At 73.4% G+C, this 15,739-nt stretch carries 17 protein-coding genes and 1 tRNA gene; 9 read left to right on the top strand and 9 right to left on the bottom strand.

From position 1 onward, the window contains the following. Nucleotides 1–38 precede the first annotated feature (38 nt). On the bottom strand, nucleotides 39–536 hold the full coding sequence (locus ACMXGY_RS05700) for a hypothetical protein (protein WP_483775907.1): 498 nt from the start codon (nucleotides 534–536) through the stop codon (nucleotides 39–41). Beyond that, nucleotides 533–1,168 carry an RNA polymerase sigma factor gene (locus ACMXGY_RS05695; RefSeq protein WP_483775906.1) on the bottom strand — a complete coding sequence of 212 codons (636 nt, stop codon included), beginning with the start codon at nucleotides 1,166–1,168 and terminating at the stop codon, nucleotides 533–535. The genes ACMXGY_RS05700 and ACMXGY_RS05695 overlap by 4 nt, the downstream gene beginning before the upstream one ends. A gap of 453 nt (nucleotides 1,169–1,621) precedes the next feature. Here ACMXGY_RS05695 and ACMXGY_RS05690 point away from each other — a divergent pair, with 453 nt between their 5' ends. Further along, nucleotides 1,622–2,917, top strand: a complete 1,296-nt coding sequence (locus ACMXGY_RS05690) for a glycosyl hydrolase family 18 protein (RefSeq protein ID WP_483775905.1) — start codon at nucleotides 1,622–1,624, stop codon at nucleotides 2,915–2,917. A 201-nt stretch (nucleotides 2,918–3,118) separates the two neighbouring features. Here the strand turns inward: ACMXGY_RS05690 and rplA are convergent, their stop codons facing one another. The 5 genes from rplA to ACMXGY_RS05665 all read right to left on the bottom strand — a co-directional run bounded on the left by rplA (nucleotide 3,119) and on the right by ACMXGY_RS05665 (nucleotide 5,918). Then, on the bottom strand, nucleotides 3,119–3,835 hold the full coding sequence (rplA, locus tag ACMXGY_RS05685) for a 50S ribosomal protein L1 (RefSeq protein ID WP_483775904.1): 717 nt from the start codon (nucleotides 3,833–3,835) through the stop codon (nucleotides 3,119–3,121). Nucleotides 3,836–4,018: 183 nt separating this feature from the next. Next, nucleotides 4,019–4,450 (bottom strand): 50S ribosomal protein L11, encoded by a 432-nt coding sequence (gene rplK / locus ACMXGY_RS05680; RefSeq protein ID WP_483775903.1) that lies wholly within the window; start codon nucleotides 4,448–4,450, stop codon nucleotides 4,019–4,021. 97 nt (nucleotides 4,451–4,547) lie between these two features. After that, a complete protein-coding gene (nusG, locus tag ACMXGY_RS05675; RefSeq protein ID WP_483775902.1) occupies nucleotides 4,548–5,354 on the bottom strand; it encodes a transcription termination/antitermination protein NusG in 807 nt (268 codons plus the stop codon). 113 nt (nucleotides 5,355–5,467) lie between these two features. Beyond that, nucleotides 5,468–5,698, bottom strand: coding sequence for a preprotein translocase subunit SecE (gene secE / locus ACMXGY_RS05670; protein WP_483776796.1), 231 nt, complete (start codon nucleotides 5,696–5,698; stop codon nucleotides 5,468–5,470). Between the two features lie 147 nt (nucleotides 5,699–5,845). Further along, nucleotides 5,846–5,918: transfer RNA gene (locus tag ACMXGY_RS05665), tRNA-Trp, on the bottom strand. Nucleotides 5,919–6,144: 226 nt separating this feature from the next. Between ACMXGY_RS05665 and ACMXGY_RS05660 the strand changes: the two genes are divergently transcribed. From ACMXGY_RS05660 to ACMXGY_RS05625, 8 genes are all read left to right on the top strand, one after another. After that, nucleotides 6,145–7,104 carry an ABC transporter ATP-binding protein gene (locus tag ACMXGY_RS05660; protein WP_483775901.1) on the top strand — a complete coding sequence of 320 codons (960 nt, stop codon included), beginning with the start codon at nucleotides 6,145–6,147 and terminating at the stop codon, nucleotides 7,102–7,104. Continuing rightward, entirely contained in the window at nucleotides 7,101–7,976 is an 876-nt protein-coding gene (locus tag ACMXGY_RS05655) for an ABC transporter permease (protein ID WP_483775900.1), read from the top strand. Before ACMXGY_RS05660 ends, ACMXGY_RS05655 begins: the two co-directional genes overlap by 4 nt. Beyond that, nucleotides 7,963–9,267 carry a sensor histidine kinase gene (locus ACMXGY_RS05650; RefSeq protein ID WP_483775899.1) on the top strand — a complete coding sequence of 435 codons (1,305 nt, stop codon included), beginning with the start codon at nucleotides 7,963–7,965 and terminating at the stop codon, nucleotides 9,265–9,267. The genes ACMXGY_RS05655 and ACMXGY_RS05650 overlap by 14 nt, the downstream gene beginning before the upstream one ends. A 74-nt stretch (nucleotides 9,268–9,341) precedes the next feature. Beyond that, nucleotides 9,342–9,914 carry a response regulator gene (locus ACMXGY_RS05645; RefSeq protein WP_483776795.1) on the top strand — a complete coding sequence of 191 codons (573 nt, stop codon included), beginning with the start codon at nucleotides 9,342–9,344 and terminating at the stop codon, nucleotides 9,912–9,914. Between the two features lie 28 nt (nucleotides 9,915–9,942). Then, nucleotides 9,943–10,962, top strand: coding sequence for an adenosine deaminase (locus ACMXGY_RS05640; protein WP_483775898.1), 1,020 nt, complete (start codon nucleotides 9,943–9,945; stop codon nucleotides 10,960–10,962). Nucleotides 10,963–11,057: 95 nt separating this feature from the next. Continuing rightward, nucleotides 11,058–11,384 (top strand): hypothetical protein, encoded by a 327-nt coding sequence (locus tag ACMXGY_RS05635; protein WP_483775897.1) that lies wholly within the window; start codon nucleotides 11,058–11,060, stop codon nucleotides 11,382–11,384. Further along, nucleotides 11,381–12,970 carry a sensor histidine kinase gene (locus ACMXGY_RS05630; protein ID WP_483775896.1) on the top strand — a complete coding sequence of 530 codons (1,590 nt, stop codon included), beginning with the start codon at nucleotides 11,381–11,383 and terminating at the stop codon, nucleotides 12,968–12,970. The genes ACMXGY_RS05635 and ACMXGY_RS05630 overlap by 4 nt, the downstream gene beginning before the upstream one ends. Beyond that, on the top strand, nucleotides 12,967–13,635 hold the full coding sequence (locus ACMXGY_RS05625; RefSeq protein WP_483775895.1) for a response regulator transcription factor: 669 nt from the start codon (nucleotides 12,967–12,969) through the stop codon (nucleotides 13,633–13,635). Before ACMXGY_RS05630 ends, ACMXGY_RS05625 begins: the two co-directional genes overlap by 4 nt. A 139-nt stretch (nucleotides 13,636–13,774) precedes the next feature. Here ACMXGY_RS05625 and ACMXGY_RS05620 read toward each other — a convergent pair whose 3' ends face one another. Further along, nucleotides 13,775–14,176: a hypothetical protein gene (locus ACMXGY_RS05620; protein ID WP_483775894.1), complete on the bottom strand. Its 402-nt coding sequence runs from the start codon at nucleotides 14,174–14,176 to the stop codon at nucleotides 13,775–13,777. Beyond that, on the bottom strand, nucleotides 14,173–15,624 hold the full coding sequence (locus ACMXGY_RS05615; protein ID WP_483775893.1) for a phosphotransferase: 1,452 nt from the start codon (nucleotides 15,622–15,624) through the stop codon (nucleotides 14,173–14,175). Before ACMXGY_RS05615 ends, ACMXGY_RS05620 begins: the two co-directional genes overlap by 4 nt. Between the last annotated feature and the right edge of the window lie 115 nt (nucleotides 15,625–15,739).

Below are 15,739 nucleotides of genomic sequence, written 5' to 3'. Positions count from 1 at the left end.
CGTGCCGCGGACGACAGGTCGTCCGCGGCACGACGCGGCTAGAGCTCGACGACCGGTGTGCTCACGGCGCCGCCGGTGCCGTCGGCGCGTCGCACGACGAGGCTCGCCGGGCCGCGGTCGACGGCCTCGAAGACGAACCGGCCGTCGTCGTCGCTCGCGGTCTCGCTCACGGTGCCCGGGCGGTGCAGCTCGACGCGCAACGCCGTCGCAGGGGCGGCCCAGCCGTCGATGCGGATGCGGCCGTCGTCCGTCGCGGACAGCGAGATCATGACCGTCACCGACTCGGACGTGAACGTGATGGTGCGCGCCTCGACCGGCGGCGCGTCGCCGCGCACCGACATGGCGGGGACCTGGACGTACTCCAGCTCCATGACCTCGGCCTCGAGGCCGGCGAGCGTGATCGCGAAGAGCGACCGCTCGACGAGCCCGGCGGGCACGGGATCGATCTCTTCCGCGATGCGCGCGAGGTCGGCGAGGAGCGCGAGGTCGACGGCGTCGAGGGGCTCGTCGGGGCTGTGCTGCGGCTCGGTGCTCATGACTGTTCCCACGATTCCCCCTGGACGTCGATGATGTCGCGCAGCTTGGCCAGGCAGCGGCCGCGCGTGGATCCGATGCTGCCGACCGGCATGCCGATCGCGGCCGAGATGGCCTTGTAGTCCGGTCGGTCGGCGAGCGACACGAGGCGCAGCAGCTTCTGGCACCGTTCGGGCAGCTGCCCGAGGGCCCGCCAGAGCCCTCGGTCCCGCTCGTTGCGCAGCACCTCGACGTCTGGCGTCGGGTCGCCCGACGGGAGCTCCGGGACCCCCTCGTCCGTGTCGTCGGGGAGCTCGGTGCGCCGTCGCGCCTCGTCGCGATGCTTGCGCACCGCTTCCCAGGCGGCGCGCTTCGCCGTGATGAGGAGCCACTTGAGGACGGCGTGCGGTTCCTTGATCGTCATGGCGTTGCGGACGAGCGCGACCCACACCGTCTGCACGATGTCGTCCGCCTGCTCGCGCTCGACGCCCTGGGCCCGCACCGTGTGCCACAGCAGGGGGGTGGCCTCGCGCACGAACTCGCCGAACGCCTGCGGGCGGCCGTCGCGGAACTCCAGCAGGGCGAACGCGCCCCGGTCACCGAGGCTCAGCTCGGGGCCACCGGTGTCGGCGAGCTCGTCGGTCGTTCTCGTCATGGGGGGCACTGTCCTCGGCACGCTCGTCCGGTCAGGCATCAGCGGGGGGTCCCCTGAGACACCTGATCCTAGGGCGGGTCCGGTCGGGTCGACAACCATCGTCACTGGTCACACCCTTCACGGCTCGCGCGGCTGGGTCCCATCTCGCTCCTTCGACGGCGGAGAGAGGGTGCCGGCTCGACACTCCTCCGCCGGGAGAGAGGGACCCCCTGCGCGCCTGATACATCCGGGTGCCGACCAGTTCATCCGACTTTCGCCGACGCGTCGGCGACCGCGACGGCAGGAGGACCCGAGTACGCGTTCTCCCGTACGCGCGGGAGGCGAACTACCGGGGATCCCCTCATGCCGCCGGGCCGCACGGGCTCCTAGCGTCGGAACGACCCCTGCACCCACCGCGGGTGCGGACCGGCGTACCGCGACGTCGCGGTACGCCCGAGCACGAGGAGCACCTCCGTGAGAACAGTCCCCTCCGGCCGCACGCGCGGCCGCACCGGGCGCGCGCTGCGCGCCCTCGCCACCGTCGTCGCCGCCGCGACCGTCGCGGCCGGCGGCGCGCTCGCCGCGGTGCCTGCGACGGCCGCACCGGCTCCCGCAGCGGCGCCGTCCGCGGTGGCCGCCTCCGCGCCGTCGGCCAGCACCCAGTGGCTCACCGGCTACTGGCACAACTTCGACAACGGCTCCGTGACGATGCGCCTGTCGGAGATCCCGCAGGCCTACAACCTCGTCGCGATCGCTTTCGCCGACAACCTCACCGGGACGCCCGGCGGCATCACGTTCAACCTCGCGAGCGCGGAGCTCGGCGGCTACACGGAGGCCCAGTTCAAGGCCGACGTCGCCACGATCCGCTCGCAGGGCCGCAAGGTCGTGCTCTCGGTCGGCGGCGAGAAGGGCAACGTGGTCGTGTCCAACGCGACGGAGGCCAAGAACTTCGCCGACACGGCGTACGCGCTCATGCAGGAGTACGGCTTCGACGGCGTCGACATCGACCTCGAGCACGGCATCAACGCGACGTACATGTCGAGCGCGCTGCACCAGCTCTCCGCGAAGGCTGGGCCCGACCTCATCCTCACGATGGCGCCGCAGACGATCGACTACCAGGCCACGAGCATGGGCTACTACCAGCTCACCCTCGCGATCAAGGACATCCTCACGATCGTCAACACGCAGTACTACAACTCCGGCTCGATGATGGGCTGCAACCAGCAGGTCTACTCGCAGGGCACGGTCGACTTCCTCACCGCGCTCTCGTGCATCCAGCTCGAGATGGGGCTGCGCCCCGACCAGGTCGGGATCGGCGTGCCCGCGGTCCCCCGGGCCGCGGGCGGCGGCCACCAGCCGCTGGCCAACGTCGTGAAGGCGGTGGACTGCCTCGAGGTCGGCACCGGCTGCGGCGCCTTCAAGCCGGCGACGCCGTACGGCAAGATCGGCGGCGTCATGACGTGGTCGATCAACTGGGACAAGACGAACAACTACGAGCTCGCGTCCGTGATCGGCGCGCGCCTCGCGAGCGGGCCGACCGACCCCACGGACCCGACGGATCCCACCGACCCGACCGACCCGACGGACCCCACCGACCCGACCGACCCCGGTGACTGCACCGCGGCCGCGTGGTCGGCGTCGGCGATCTACACCGGCGGGAACCGGGTCTCGTACCAGGGCCACGCCTACGAGGCCAAGTGGTGGACCACCAACGAGAACCCTGCGCAGAGCGGCCAGTGGGGCGTCTGGAAGGACCTCGGCGCCTGCTGACCCGGACGGCCCACTGATGCACTCCGGGTCGAGCGATGCACTCCTGCGTGCATCACTCGACCCGGAGTGCATCGTTCGACCTAGCGCACGTCGGCGGAGCGGGTTCGAGCATGCTCGGAGACGACGACGGCGCGGCACCCGGGTGGGTGCCGCGCCGTCGTGCGTGGTGCAGGTGGCGAACCAGCCGCGGGAGGACTGCCGTCAGGCGGCGTCGTCCTCGAGCAGCTTCGTCGTCTTGGACTGGTCCAGCGGGATGCCGGGGCCCATCGTCGTCGTCAGCGTGGCCTTGGTGATGTACCGGCCCTTCGAGGACGACGGCTTGAGACGCAGGACCTCTTCGATCGCCGCGGCGTAGTTCTCCACGAGCGACTTCTCGTCGAACGAGACCTTGCCGATGATGAAGTGCAGGTTCGAGTGCTTGTCGACGCGGAACTCGATCTTGCCGCCCTTGATGTCGGTGACGGCCTTGGTCACGTCCATCGTCACGGTGCCGGTCTTCGGGTTCGGCATGAGGCCACGGGGACCGAGCACCTTGCCCAGACGGCCGACCTTGCCCATGAGGTCCGGCGTCGCCACGGCGGCGTCGAAGTCGGTGTAGCCGGCGGCCACCTTCTCGATGAGCTCGTCGCCACCGACCTCGTCGGCACCGGCCGCACGGGCCTCCTCGGCCTTCGCCGCGTTCGCGAAGACGATGACGCGGGCCGTCTTGCCCGTGCCGTGGGGCAGGTTGACCGTGCCGCGGACCATCTGGTCCGCCTTGCGCGGGTCGACACCCAGGCGGAACACGACCTCGACGGTCGCGTCGTACTTCACGGTCGACGTCTCCTTGGCGAGACGCACCGCCTCGAGCGGCGCGTAGAGACGCTCGCGGTCGATCTTCTCCTCGGCGTTGCGGTACGCCTTGCTGCGCGTTGCCATCTGCTTCTCCTCTGCAGTCGTGGTCAGCGGGTCCGCGCGGACCCTGCCACTGCCGCCCACGGTCGTGGACGGACGATTCTGGTACTTGCTGCGCTCAGCCCGCCGTGTCTTCGCTCGGGCTGAGCGCCGCTCCCGCTCCGGCAGGACTCGCTGGCGCTCGTCCTACCTCCGCGTTCGCTCTGCTCAGCCCTCGACGGTGATGCCCATCGAGCGGGCGGTGCCCGCGATGATCTTCGACGCGGCGTCGATGTCGTTCGCGTTGAGGTCCTCGAGCTTGGTCGTCGCGATCTCGCGCACCTGGTCGGCCGTGATCTTCGCGACCTTGACCGTGTGCGGCGTCGCCGAGCCCTTCTGGACGCCCGCGGCCTTCTTGATGAGCTCCGCCGCCGGCGGGGTCTTCGTGATGAAGGTGAACGAGCGGTCCTCGTAGACCGTGATCTCGACCGGGATGACGTTGCCGCGCTGCGACTCGGTCGCCGCGTTGTAGGCCTTGCAGAACTCCATGATGTTGACACCGTGCTGACCGAGCGCGGGGCCGATCGGCGGCGCGGGCGTCGCCGCACCGGCCTGGATCTGGAGCTTGATGAGGCCGGAGACCTTCTTCTTGGGAGGCATGACTCTTCCCTGACTTTCTTCTCGTGGGCCGACGCCGTGGGCGATGACCCGGTTGCAGTACTGCGCTCACGCAGGGGCGGCACGGGCCGCCCGGACGTCAGATCTTCGCGACCTGGTTGAACGACAGCTCGACCGGGGTCTCCCGGCCGAAGATGGAGACGAGGACCTTGAGCTTCTGGTTCTCGACGTTGATCTCGGAGATCGTGGCGGGCAGCGTGTCGAACGGGCCGTCGGTGACGGTGACCGACTCGCCGACCGTGAAGTCGACCTCGATCGGAGCCTTGGTGGCCGCCGTGGCAGGCTTGCCCGGCTCCGGGGCGGGGGCCAGCATGGGCGCGAGCATCGAGAAGACCTCGTCGTGCGTCAGCGGCACCGGCTGGTGGGTGTGCCCGACGAACCCGGTGACACCGGGCGTGTGGCGCACGGCGCCCCACGACTCGTCGGTGAGGTCCATGCGGACGAGGACGTAGCCGGGGATCCGGACGCGTCGGACGATCTTCTTCTGCGCGTTCTTGATCTCGGCCACCTCCTCCATGGGGACCTCGATCTGGAAGATGTAGTCCTCCATGTTCAGGCTCTGGATGCGGTTCTCCAGGTTGGCCTTCACACGGTTCTCGTAGCCCGCGTAGGAGTGGATGACGTACCAGTCGCCCGGCTGCGAGCGCAGCGTGCGCTTGAACTCCGCGACCGGGTCCTCGATGACGTCGCCGTCCTCGTCCTCCGTGCGCGTCTCGTCCTGCGTCTCGACGTCCGACGACTCGTCGTCCGCGGCGGCCTCGGGCTCAGCAGCCTCGTCGGTCGCGTCGACCGCGGGGGCGTCCGTGGTCTCCTCGACCTCGTCCTGGGCACCCTCGGGCTGCGTCGGGTCGACGTTCTCCGTCTGGTCCAGCGACTCCTGGGACACGAACGAACCTGCTTTCTGATGAACTGCTCGATGACTGCTTCTGGAAGCGCCGAAGGCGCCCCGAGGGGCGCCAGGTGCCGATCAGGCCGGCACGGCGGGTGCGACGTCGCGGGCTAGTCCCCGAAGACCCACAGGGTGGCCTTGCCGATCCCGAGGTCGAGCACCGTCACGAAGGCCATGACCACGACCACGAAGACCAGGACGACCGTGGTGTAGCTGATGAGCTCGGACCGGGTCGGCGTGACGACCTTCCGCAGCTCGGCGACCACCTGGCGCACGAACAGGGCGATGCGCGCGAAGACGTTGGGCTTCTTGTCCGAGACCGGACGGCCCTTCTTCTGCACCTCGTCGGCGCGTGCGCCGTCCGCGCCCACGGCCTCTGACGGCGATTCGCTCACTCGTTCTTCCCCATCGCTGACGTGCGGGACCTGCTGGAACCCTCGGTGCGACCCGCTTCCGGACCGCGCGCGGCTCGCGGGAGCCACGCCGTGCAGGGTAGACAGGACTCGAACCTGCAACCTGCGGTTTTGGAGACCGCTGCGCTACCAATTGCGCCACTACCCTTCGCGACCGACGCCTCCACGGACCGGTCCGACCCGTCGCACGGGCGCGGTCCAGCATGGTGGGCGTCAACCACCGAGGGACCACTGTACGCGACGCGGCGCCCACGGTCGAACCCGTGGCCGGACCCGTCGCCGAACCCTCGTCGAGCCCGTCCACCGATCGGTGGACGCCGGGTCCGGACGACCGGACGTCGCGGCGGCTCCGCCCGCAGGACCAGGCTGGTCGCATGACACCGACACCGCTCCCACCACCCGACGCCCCGGCCGCGGCGCCCCGTGCGGTGCCCGCCGTCGAGGTGCGCGGGCTCCGCAAGCGCTACGGCACCAAGCAGGCGGTCGACGGGATCGACCTGCGCGTCGAGGTCGGCGAGATCTTCGCCGTCCTGGGCCCCAACGGCGCGGGCAAGACGACGACCGTCGAGATCCTCGAGGGGTTCCGTCGCCGCGACGCGGGCGAGGTCCGCGTCCTCGGCGTCGACCCGCAGACGGCGGGGCGCGCGTGGCGCTCGCGCATCGGCGTCGTCCTGCAGGACTCGCGGGACCAGGCCGAGCTCACCGTGAGCGAGATCGTGCACCACTTCGCGACGTTCTACCCCGCGCCGCGCGACCCCGACGAGGTGATCGACGCCGTCGGGCTGCGCGCCAAGGCGCGCACGCGCACGCGCCAGCTCTCGGGCGGTCAGCGTCGCCGGCTCGACGTCGCGCTCGGCATCGTCGGCCGTCCGGAGGTGCTGTTCCTCGACGAGCCGACGACGGGCTTCGACCCGGAGGCACGACGCTCGTTCTGGGACCTCGTGCTGTCGCTGCGCGCGGAAGGCACGACGATCCTCCTCACGACCCACTACCTCGACGAGGCGGCGCACCTGGCAGACCGGGCCGCCGTCGTGCGCGACGGGCGCGTCGTCGCGCTCGACGCCCCCGACCGTCTGGGCGGGCCCGACGCCCGCCGCCCGGTCGTCCGCTGGCTCGAGGGCGGGACCTTCCGCTCCGAGCAGACCGACAGCCCGGCCGCGCTCGTCGGGCGCCTCTCGCGCACGCTCGGAGAGCCCGACGGCGAGGTCCCGGGCCTCGAGGTCGCCCGCCCGAGCCTCGAGGACGTCTACCTCGAGCTCATCGGATCCCCGGCCGGCGCACCGGTCACGCCCGACGGCGCGTCCGCCGTCGTCCCTGAGGAGGCACGCTCGTGAGCACCGCACCGACCACCGCCCGCGCCCCGCACGCCGGAGCGCTGTCGGGCGCCCTCCCGAGCCACGCCCGGCTCGGACTCGCGCGCACGGGCGCCGAGCTGCGCGCGTTCTTCCGCGAGCGCGACGCCGTGATCTTCATCTTCACGTATCCCCTCCTCATGCTCGCGATCTTCGCGACGGTGTTCGGCAGCGAGGAGCAGTCGAACGCCGACTACTCCGTGCCGTTCGCGCAGTACTTCCTGCCCGGCATGGTCGCCACCGGCATCATGCTCACGAGCTTCCAGTCGCTCGCGATCTCGATCGCGGTCGAGCGCGACGACGGCACGCTCAAGCGCCTGCGCGCGACGCCCCTGCCGCCGCCCGCGTACTTCTACGGCAAGATCGGCCTCGTCCTCGCGACGTCCGTCGTCCAGATCGGGCTGCTCCTCGCGCTCGCCGCCACGGTCTACGACGTCCCCATGCCGTGGGAGATGCCCGACGGCGGCGCGCGGCTCACGACGTTCGCGTGGGTCTTCGTGCTGGGCTGCGCCACCGGGGCCGTGTGCGGCGTCGCGTTCTCGTCGCTCCCCCGCTCGGGGAAGTCCGCGTCGGCCGTCGTGACGCCCGTCGTCCTGGTGCTCCAGTTCATCTCGGGCGTCTTCTTCGCGTTCTTCGCCCTCCCGTCGTGGATGCAGACCGTCGCCTCGGTCTTCCCCCTCAAGTGGATGGCGCAGGGCATGCGGTCGGTGTTCCTGCCGGACGGGGCCGCGGCGCTCGAGCCGTCGGGGTCGTGGCAGCACGGCGCGACCGCTGCTGTACTGGTCGCATGGCTGGTGGTCGGGCTGGTGGTGGGCGCGCGCACGTTCCGGTGGCGGCGCCGTGACGACGGCTGAGCCGTCGTCGGGCCGCGGGGCGGGAGCCGTGCCGACGGACGCGCCGGGCACGGCCGTCGCGCAGATCGACGGCACGTGGGCGCGCGACGTGCGCTGGTGGGACGCGGCGTTCTACGTCATCGCCCTGCTCAGCGCGCTCTCGCTGCTCTCCGCCGGCATCGACGGGACCGCTCTGGCCGTGTCGCTCGGGGCGATCGGGATCCTCGTGCTCGGCTACGTGGGGTGGGGCCGGCGGGCGGCGCGCTCGCGCGACCAGGTGACCGCTCACCTGTACCTCGTCGTCGCGATCGCGTGCACGGTCGTCGTCGTCGCCCAGGACGCGCTCGGCACCCTCCTGCTGTTCGCCGTGTTCACCCAGGTCTGGATGCTCTCGGAGCACCTGTGGGCCCAGATCCTGCTGAGCGTCCTGCTGGCGTCCGGCACGGCTCTCGGCCTCGCCTTCGACCCCACGACGGGCCGCGTCGTGCTCGAGGAGCTCGCGCGCACGGCTCCGCAGATGGGCGTCGCGCTGGCCTTCTCGATCAGCCTGGGGCTGTGGACGGCGCACACGATGCGGCAGGCCGAGCGGCACGCACGGCTGGTGGACGAGCTCCGCGCGACCCAGGCCGAGCTCGCCCGCACGCACCACGCGGCGGGAGTGCTCGCCGAGCGCGAGCGCGTCGCCCAGGAGATCCACGACACGCTCGCGCAGGGGTTCACGAGCGTCGTCATGCTCGCGCAGGCCGCGAGCGCCGACCTCGCCCGGGGCGCACCGGACGCGGCGCGCGAGCGGCTCGTGCTCGTCGAGTCGACGGCGCGCGACAACCTCGCCGAGGCACGGGCGCTCGTCGCCGCGACGTCGCCCGCGCCGCTCCAGGGCAGCACGCTCGGCGAGGCGCTGAAGCGGCTCGCCGCCCGGTTCACCGAGGAGACCGGGGCGCGCGTGGAGCTCACCGACACCCAGGCGCCGGGGCTCTCGAGCGCGGAGGAGGTCGTGCTCCTGCGCTCGGCCCAGGAGGCGCTGACGAACGTGCGGCGGCACGCGGGCGCGCGCACGGTCCGTGTCGCGCTCCGCCAGGACCGCGACGGCACGGTGCTCGAGGTGTCCGACGACGGCCGCGGGCTCTCCGGGGAAGCGGGCGCCAGCGAGGGGTACGGTCTGCGGGGCATGCGCGAGCGCGCCGCCGCGGAGGGCGGCACGCTCGAGGTCGGGCCGGGACCGGGCGGTTCCGGGACCCGGGTCGCGGTCCGGCTGCCCGCCGCCGGCGCCTCCGTCGGTCGGCACGACACGGGGACGGGAGGCGGCCGGTGAGCACGTCGGAGAACGGCACGGTCCGGGTGCTCGTGGTGGACGACCACCCGGTGGTGCGGTCGGGGATCGTCGGGATGCTCGCCGCGGAGCCCGACCTCGAGGTCGTGGGCGAGGCGGGCGACGGCGCTCGGGCGGTCGCGCTGGCGGTCGAGCTCGCGCCCGACGTCGTGCTCATGGACCTGCGCATGCCCGTGCTCGACGGCGTGGGCGCGACGTCGGCCATCACCGCGCGCTCCGCGGGACGGCAGGCGCCGCGCGTCGTCGTGCTCACGACCTACGAGACCGACACCGACATCCTGCGGGCGGTCGAGGCGGGTGCCACGGGCTACCTGCTCAAGGACACGCCGCGCGAGGAGCTCGTCGCGGGCGTGCGCGCGGCGGCGCGGGGCCAGACGGTGCTCGCGCCGAGCGTCGCGACCCGGCTCGTGACGTCCGTGCGCGGCGCGGAGCGCCTCACCGACCGCGAGGTCGAGGTGCTGCGCCTCGTCGCGCGGGGACTGTCGAACGCCGCGGTGGGGCGCGAGCTGTTCATCACCGAGGCGACCGTCAAGACGCACCTCCTGCGCGCGTTCGCGAAGCTGGGGGTCGACGACCGCACGGCCGCGGTGACGGTCGCGATGGAGCGCGGGTACCTGTCGGGCGCGTGAGACGACGGCGCGTGACAGACTCCGGCCTGTGCGAGACCTCGCGACGCTCCCCAAGGCCCACCTGCACCTGCACTTCACCGGGTCGATGCGCCCCGACACGCTGCAGGACCTCGCCGCGCAGTACGGCGTGCGGCTCCCGTCCGCGCTCCGGGACGGCGACCCGCTGCGCCTGCCCCCGACCGAGCGCGGCTGGTTCCGGTTCCAGCGCCTGTACGACGCGGCCCGCGCGTGCGTGCGCTCGGAGGCCGACATGCGGCGCATCGTGCAGGAGGCAGCCGAGGACGACGCCGCCGAGGGGTCGGGGCGGCTCGAGATCCAGGTGGACCCGACGTCGTACGCACCTTTCGTCGGCGGCATCACCCCCGCGGTGGAGATCGTGCTCGACGCGGCCCGCTCTGCGAGCGCCGCCACAGGGACGGAGGTCGCGGTGGTCGTCGCGGCCTCGCGGATGCGGCACCAGCTCGACGCGCGCACGCTGGCCCGCCTCGCAGCGCAGTACGCGGGCGAGGGCGCGGGCGAGGTCGTGGGGTTCGGGCTGAGCAACGACGAGCGGCGCGGGGACACCGCCGAGTTCGCGCGCGCGTTCGCGATCGCCCGGCGGGCCGGCCTCGCGTCCGTGCCGCACGGCGGCGAGCTCCTCGGCCCGGCGCACGTGCACGAGGTCGTGCGCGAGCTCGTGCCGGACCGCCTGGGCCACGGCGTGCGGTCGGCCGAGGACCGGCGCGTGCTCGACGACGTCGTCGACCGCGGCATCGCGCTCGAGGTCTGCCCGGCGTCGAACGTCTCGCTCGGCGTGTACGACGACGCGTCGCACGTCCCGCTGGGTGCGCTCGTCGACGCGGGGGCCCGGGTCGCGCTCGGCGCGGACGACCCGCTGCTCTTCGGCTCACGCCTCGTCGCGCAGTACGAGACGGCGCGCGACGAGCACGGGTTCTCCGACGAGGAGCTCGCCGACCTCGCGCGGGCGTCGATCCGGGCGAGCCGCGCGTCGTCGGCCACGAGACAGCGGCTGCTCTCGGGCGTCGACGACTGGCTCGCGGCGGGCTGACCCGGGGACGACCCGGCGGCAGCCTCGGGAGGGAGGCGCGGGCGAGCCGGACCCTCTCTCATGTGCGTCTCATCCTGCTCTCCGATACTGGGCGCATGACCCGTCGGACCGTCGCCTGGATCGTCGGCGTGCTGCTCGTCGCCCTCGCGGGCGTCGCGACCGCCGCCGCCGTCGCGTCCCGCCCCGACGACCACGACGTCGGCGGCGCCGTGGTCGTGACCCCGGCGCCCACCCCGACGGTGCCGACGCCCGGACCGACCGACGCCCCGGCCCCCGCTCCGTCGCTCCCTCCGGACGACGACGACGATGACGACGACGACGGCCTCGTCTCCCCCGCACCGCCGTCGAGCGACGACGACGATGACGACGACGGCCCGGGCGACGGCCAGGGCGCCGGGGACGACGACGGGGACGACGGATGAGCGGCACGACGCCCGACCCGGCCCCGCACGAGCACGCGCGCCGCCGGGTCCACCTCACGGTGCGCGTCCGCATGCTCGCGGCGTTCCTCGGCCTGTCGGCCCTCGCGCTCGTCCTCGCAGGCGGCGCCGCCTGGTTCCTGCAGCGCGAGCAGGTGGACGCGCGCATCGAGGAGAGCCTCGCGCGCAGCGCGGCCGAGCTGGAGACGCTCGCGACGTCCGGGGTGAACCCCGTGTCGGGCGAGCCGTTCACCTCGGCCGAGGACGTCGTCGTCGCGGCCATCCAGCTCACCGTGCCCGCGCGCAACGAGGGCGTGCTGGGGCTGCGAGGCGGGCGGGCGCCGCTGGTGTCCCAGCAGGACGTGCAGGTGCACCTGGAGGACGACGCCGAGCTCGTCGACGCGCTGGCGCCTCTCGTCACGCGCGAACGCGTCGCGATGTACTCGATCGGCACGTCGACGGCCGACTACCGCGTGCTCGTGGCCCCCGTGGTCGTCGACGGCGTGAGCACCGAGGCGGGTCCCGACGGGCCACCGGCCCTCGTCCTCGCCTACGACCGCTCGGCCGAGCACGCCGAGTTCGCGCGCGTGTTCGGGACCTACGCGCTCGTCGCGCTCGGCGCGCTGGTGCTCACCGGTGTCGTCGGGTGGGTCGTCGCCGGCCGCCTCCTGCAGCCGATCCGCGCGCTCTCCCGCACCGCGCAGCGCATCGGGGAGACCGACCTGTCCGCGCGCATCCCCGTCACGGGCAACGACGACCTCTCCGACCTGTCGCGCACGGTCAACGGCATGCTCGACCGGCTCGAGGGATCGTTCGAGTCGCAGCGGCGCCTCCTCGACGACGTCGGGCACGAGCTGCGCACGCCCCTCACGGTCGTGCGCGGCCACCTGGAGCTCATGGACCCGCACGACGCCACGGACGCGACCGAGACGCGCGACCTCGCGCTCGACGAGCTCGACCGCATGAACCGCCTCGTCGACGACCTCGTGACGCTCGCGACCGCCGGCCGGCCCGACTTCGTCCGGCCCGCCGACACGGACCTCGGGCGGCTCCTCGACGACGTGCACGACAAGGTCCGCACGCTCGGCGACCGGCGCTGGCTCGTCGACGCGCGGGCCGACGTCGTGGCGCGCGTCGACGCCCAGCGCGTCACCCAGGCGCTCCTGCAGCTCGCCGCGAACGCGGTGAAGTTCTCCGCGACCGGGTCCGTCGTCGCGCTCGGGTCCGCAGCGTCCGACGACGGCGCGCGCGTGCGCGTGTGGGTCCGGGACGAGGGCGTCGGGATCGCGCCCGACCAGCAGGCGACGATCTTCGAGCGCTTCGCCCAGGCCACGACGCCCGGCTCCACCCACCCCGACGGCGCCGGCCTGGGGCTCGCGATCGTCGGCGCCATCGCCGAGGGTCACGGCGGGCGCGTGCTCGTCGCCTCGACGCCGGGCGTCGGGTCGACCTTCACGCTCGACCTCCCGCTCGTGCCCGCTCCGGCCCCCGGGGCCGCGCCGGACGCTCCCACGGCGCCCACCGCGCCGTCGGCGGCCACCCCGCACCTCCCCCCGACCCGATCCCCCGACGGAAGGACCACCCGGTGAGCCAGATCCTCGTCGCGGAGGACGAGACCCGCATCGCGTCGTTCGTGGCCAAGGGGCTGCGCGCCGCGGGCTACGCGAGCACGACCGTCGCGACCGGCCGCGAGGCGTTCGACCTCGCGAGCACCGGCGAGTTCGCGCTCCTCGTGCTCGACCTCGGCCTGCCCGACCAGGACGGCTTCACCGTGCTGCGCCGCCTGCGCGAGACGGGCAACGCGATCCCCGTCATCATCCTCACGGCCCGCACGTCGGTCACGGACACCGTCGCCGGGCTCGAGGGCGGCGCCGACGACTACATGGCCAAGCCGTTCCGCTTCGAGGAGCTGCTCGCGCGCATCCGGCTGCGGCTGCGTACCGAGCCCGCGGGCGAGGTCACCGTCCTCACCCACGGCACCCTGAGCCTCGACCTGCGCACGCGTCGCGCCCGGACCTCCGACCGCGAGGTCGACCTGTCGGCGCGCGAGTTCGCGCTCGCCGAGGCGTTCCTGCGCAACCCCGGGCAGGTGCTCAGCCGTGAGCAGCTCCTGTCGCGCGTGTGGGGGTACGACTTCGACCCCGGGTCCAACGTCGTCGACGTGTACGTGCGCTACCTGCGCAACAAGCTCGGCGCGGAGCGCTTCGTCACCGTGCGCGGCATGGGCTACCGGCTCGCCGACGCGTCGCGCTGACCGGCTTCCCGCCCCGGCCGTCGAACCCGGGGTTACGGGTCACCCCTGATCGCCGAACCCGGGGTTACGCGTCACGCACGTCGTGCGGTGACACCTGACCCCGGGTTCGGCGAGCGTGGTCGCTACACGTCGGCGCCGGTCACTCGGCCGACTGCGGGGTGGGCGGCGTGACCGGGCTCTGGGGGGTGTTCGGCGTCTGCGGCGAGTCCGCGGTGTTCGCCGTGGGCGCGGTGTTCGTCGTGGGCGCGGTGTTCGCCGTGGGCGCGGTGTTCGCGGTCGGGGCCGTGTTCGCCGTGGGGGCGGTGTTCGCGGTCACCGTCGTGATCGCCGTCCCGTTCTGGACGTCGGCGGGGCCGGGCGTCGACGTGGCGGTGCTCGACGGCGTGGTGCTCGACGTCGGCGCGCTGCCGTCGACCTGGACCGACCGCGAGAGGTCCGCCGTGCCGGGGGCGTCGAACGCGCCCTGCGCCGTGGCGACCGTGGCCCCGAGACCGACCGCGCCGAGCGCCCCGGTGACGATCCACACGCTGCGTGCCTTCATGATCCTTCTCCTTCGTCCGGTGGTGCGCACGGCCCCTCGGCCGCCCGCATGACATGAGCCTCGCGTCCCCCTGTGAGACGTCGAGGAGGGGCCGATGAGAGTGCTCTCACCCGAGCGCCGTCGACCCCGGAGCCCTGGGCGCGAGCCGCGTCGAGCAGTCCTTCCGCGACCTCGAGCCAGGCGTGCGCGAGGTCGCGCGACGCGGCCCCCGAGGTGAGCGACAGCACGACACCCGCCGCGCGCGCCCGCAGACCGACCGGGTCGACGGACTCGTCGAAGACCGTGAGGCAGCGGTCGACGAGCTCCCCCGCTCCCCCGTACACCGCCGGAGCGAGCGACGGGAGGACTGCAAGGTGCCCGACGACGCACGCGAGGTCGTCGACGCGGTACCCCGGCCCGAGCGTGTCGACGTCGAGGAGCACACCGACGCGCACGCGGCCGGGCGCGAGGTCGAGCAGCACGTTGGCCTCGTGGAAGTCGCCGTGGGTCGCGACGACGGGCCCGGGGTCGCGTGTCGTCGTCGCCTCGCGCACGTCGCGCGCGATCCTCTCCACCCGCTCCGGGTCGAGCGCGTGCACCGCGAGCGCCGACGCCGCGTAGTGCTCGACGCGCTCGGCCCAGCCGGGGCGGCGGGTCAGGGTGGTCGCGCGGGCCGGCAGGGTGTCGAGCGCGCGGACGAGCTCCCGCGGGTCGATCGCGGTGGGCTGCGCGTGCGGTCCTACGTCGGCGAGTTGCTGCGCGAGCGACGTGCCGCGGGCCTCCTCGAGGACGACGACGCCGTCGTCGTGCCACGCGAGACAGGTGGGCGCCCGGACGCGTCCGAGGACGCGCCCGGCCCCGGGCGGCGGCGCCGGCCGGAACAGCTCGTGGCGCCGCACGAGCGACCGCACGCGGTCCGGGCGCACGACCTTGACGTAGAGCGTCCGGTGCGACGTGCGCACGCGCAGCACCGCGCGGCGCAGCGGGCGGTACGCGACCGTCTCGACGGCGTCGACGCTCTCGCCGGGCAGGAGGGTGCCCGCCGCGGCGAGCCGGCGCGCGAGCTCGGGCGCGTCGCACGCGGCGGCCAGGCCGGGCAGCAGCGGGTCGGCCGGGTGGCGCCACACGTGCAGGACGCGCGGCCCGTCGGCGAGACGGACCACCCCCGGACCGACGGCGTCCGGCGAGAGCGGTGCGGTCGTGGCGAGCAGGTACTCGGTGGCGCCGACGGACGTGCTGCCCTCGCACGCCGCGGTGACGACGGGGTCGAGCGTGCGGCGCGCGACGACGTCGTACCCGACCGTCACCTCCGCGCCCGGGCGCGCGTGCACCTGGTGGACGCGCCACGTGTCGAGGCTCGCGCCGTCGGCACCCAGCGCGACGGCCAGGAGCTCGCCCGCACCGGGGTCGGTGAGCAGGTCGAGCCATGCACGCTGGTCGGGCGCTCGGGTGGTGGTCGCGAGGGTCATGGACCCAGGGGACCGCGACGGGGTGGGCGCGGCGTGAGACCCCGATGAGAGCTCTCTCATCCTCGTGCGCACGGGTCGCCCCTCGGGACCTTGACCACAGCCGCGCGCGGTGTCA

The sequence above is a fragment of the Cellulosimicrobium sp. G4 BAM 1002 genome (assembly GCF_057126935.1).
Note: the sequence above shows the minus strand (reverse complement) of the source record. Positions and strands in the feature narration are given on the sequence as shown.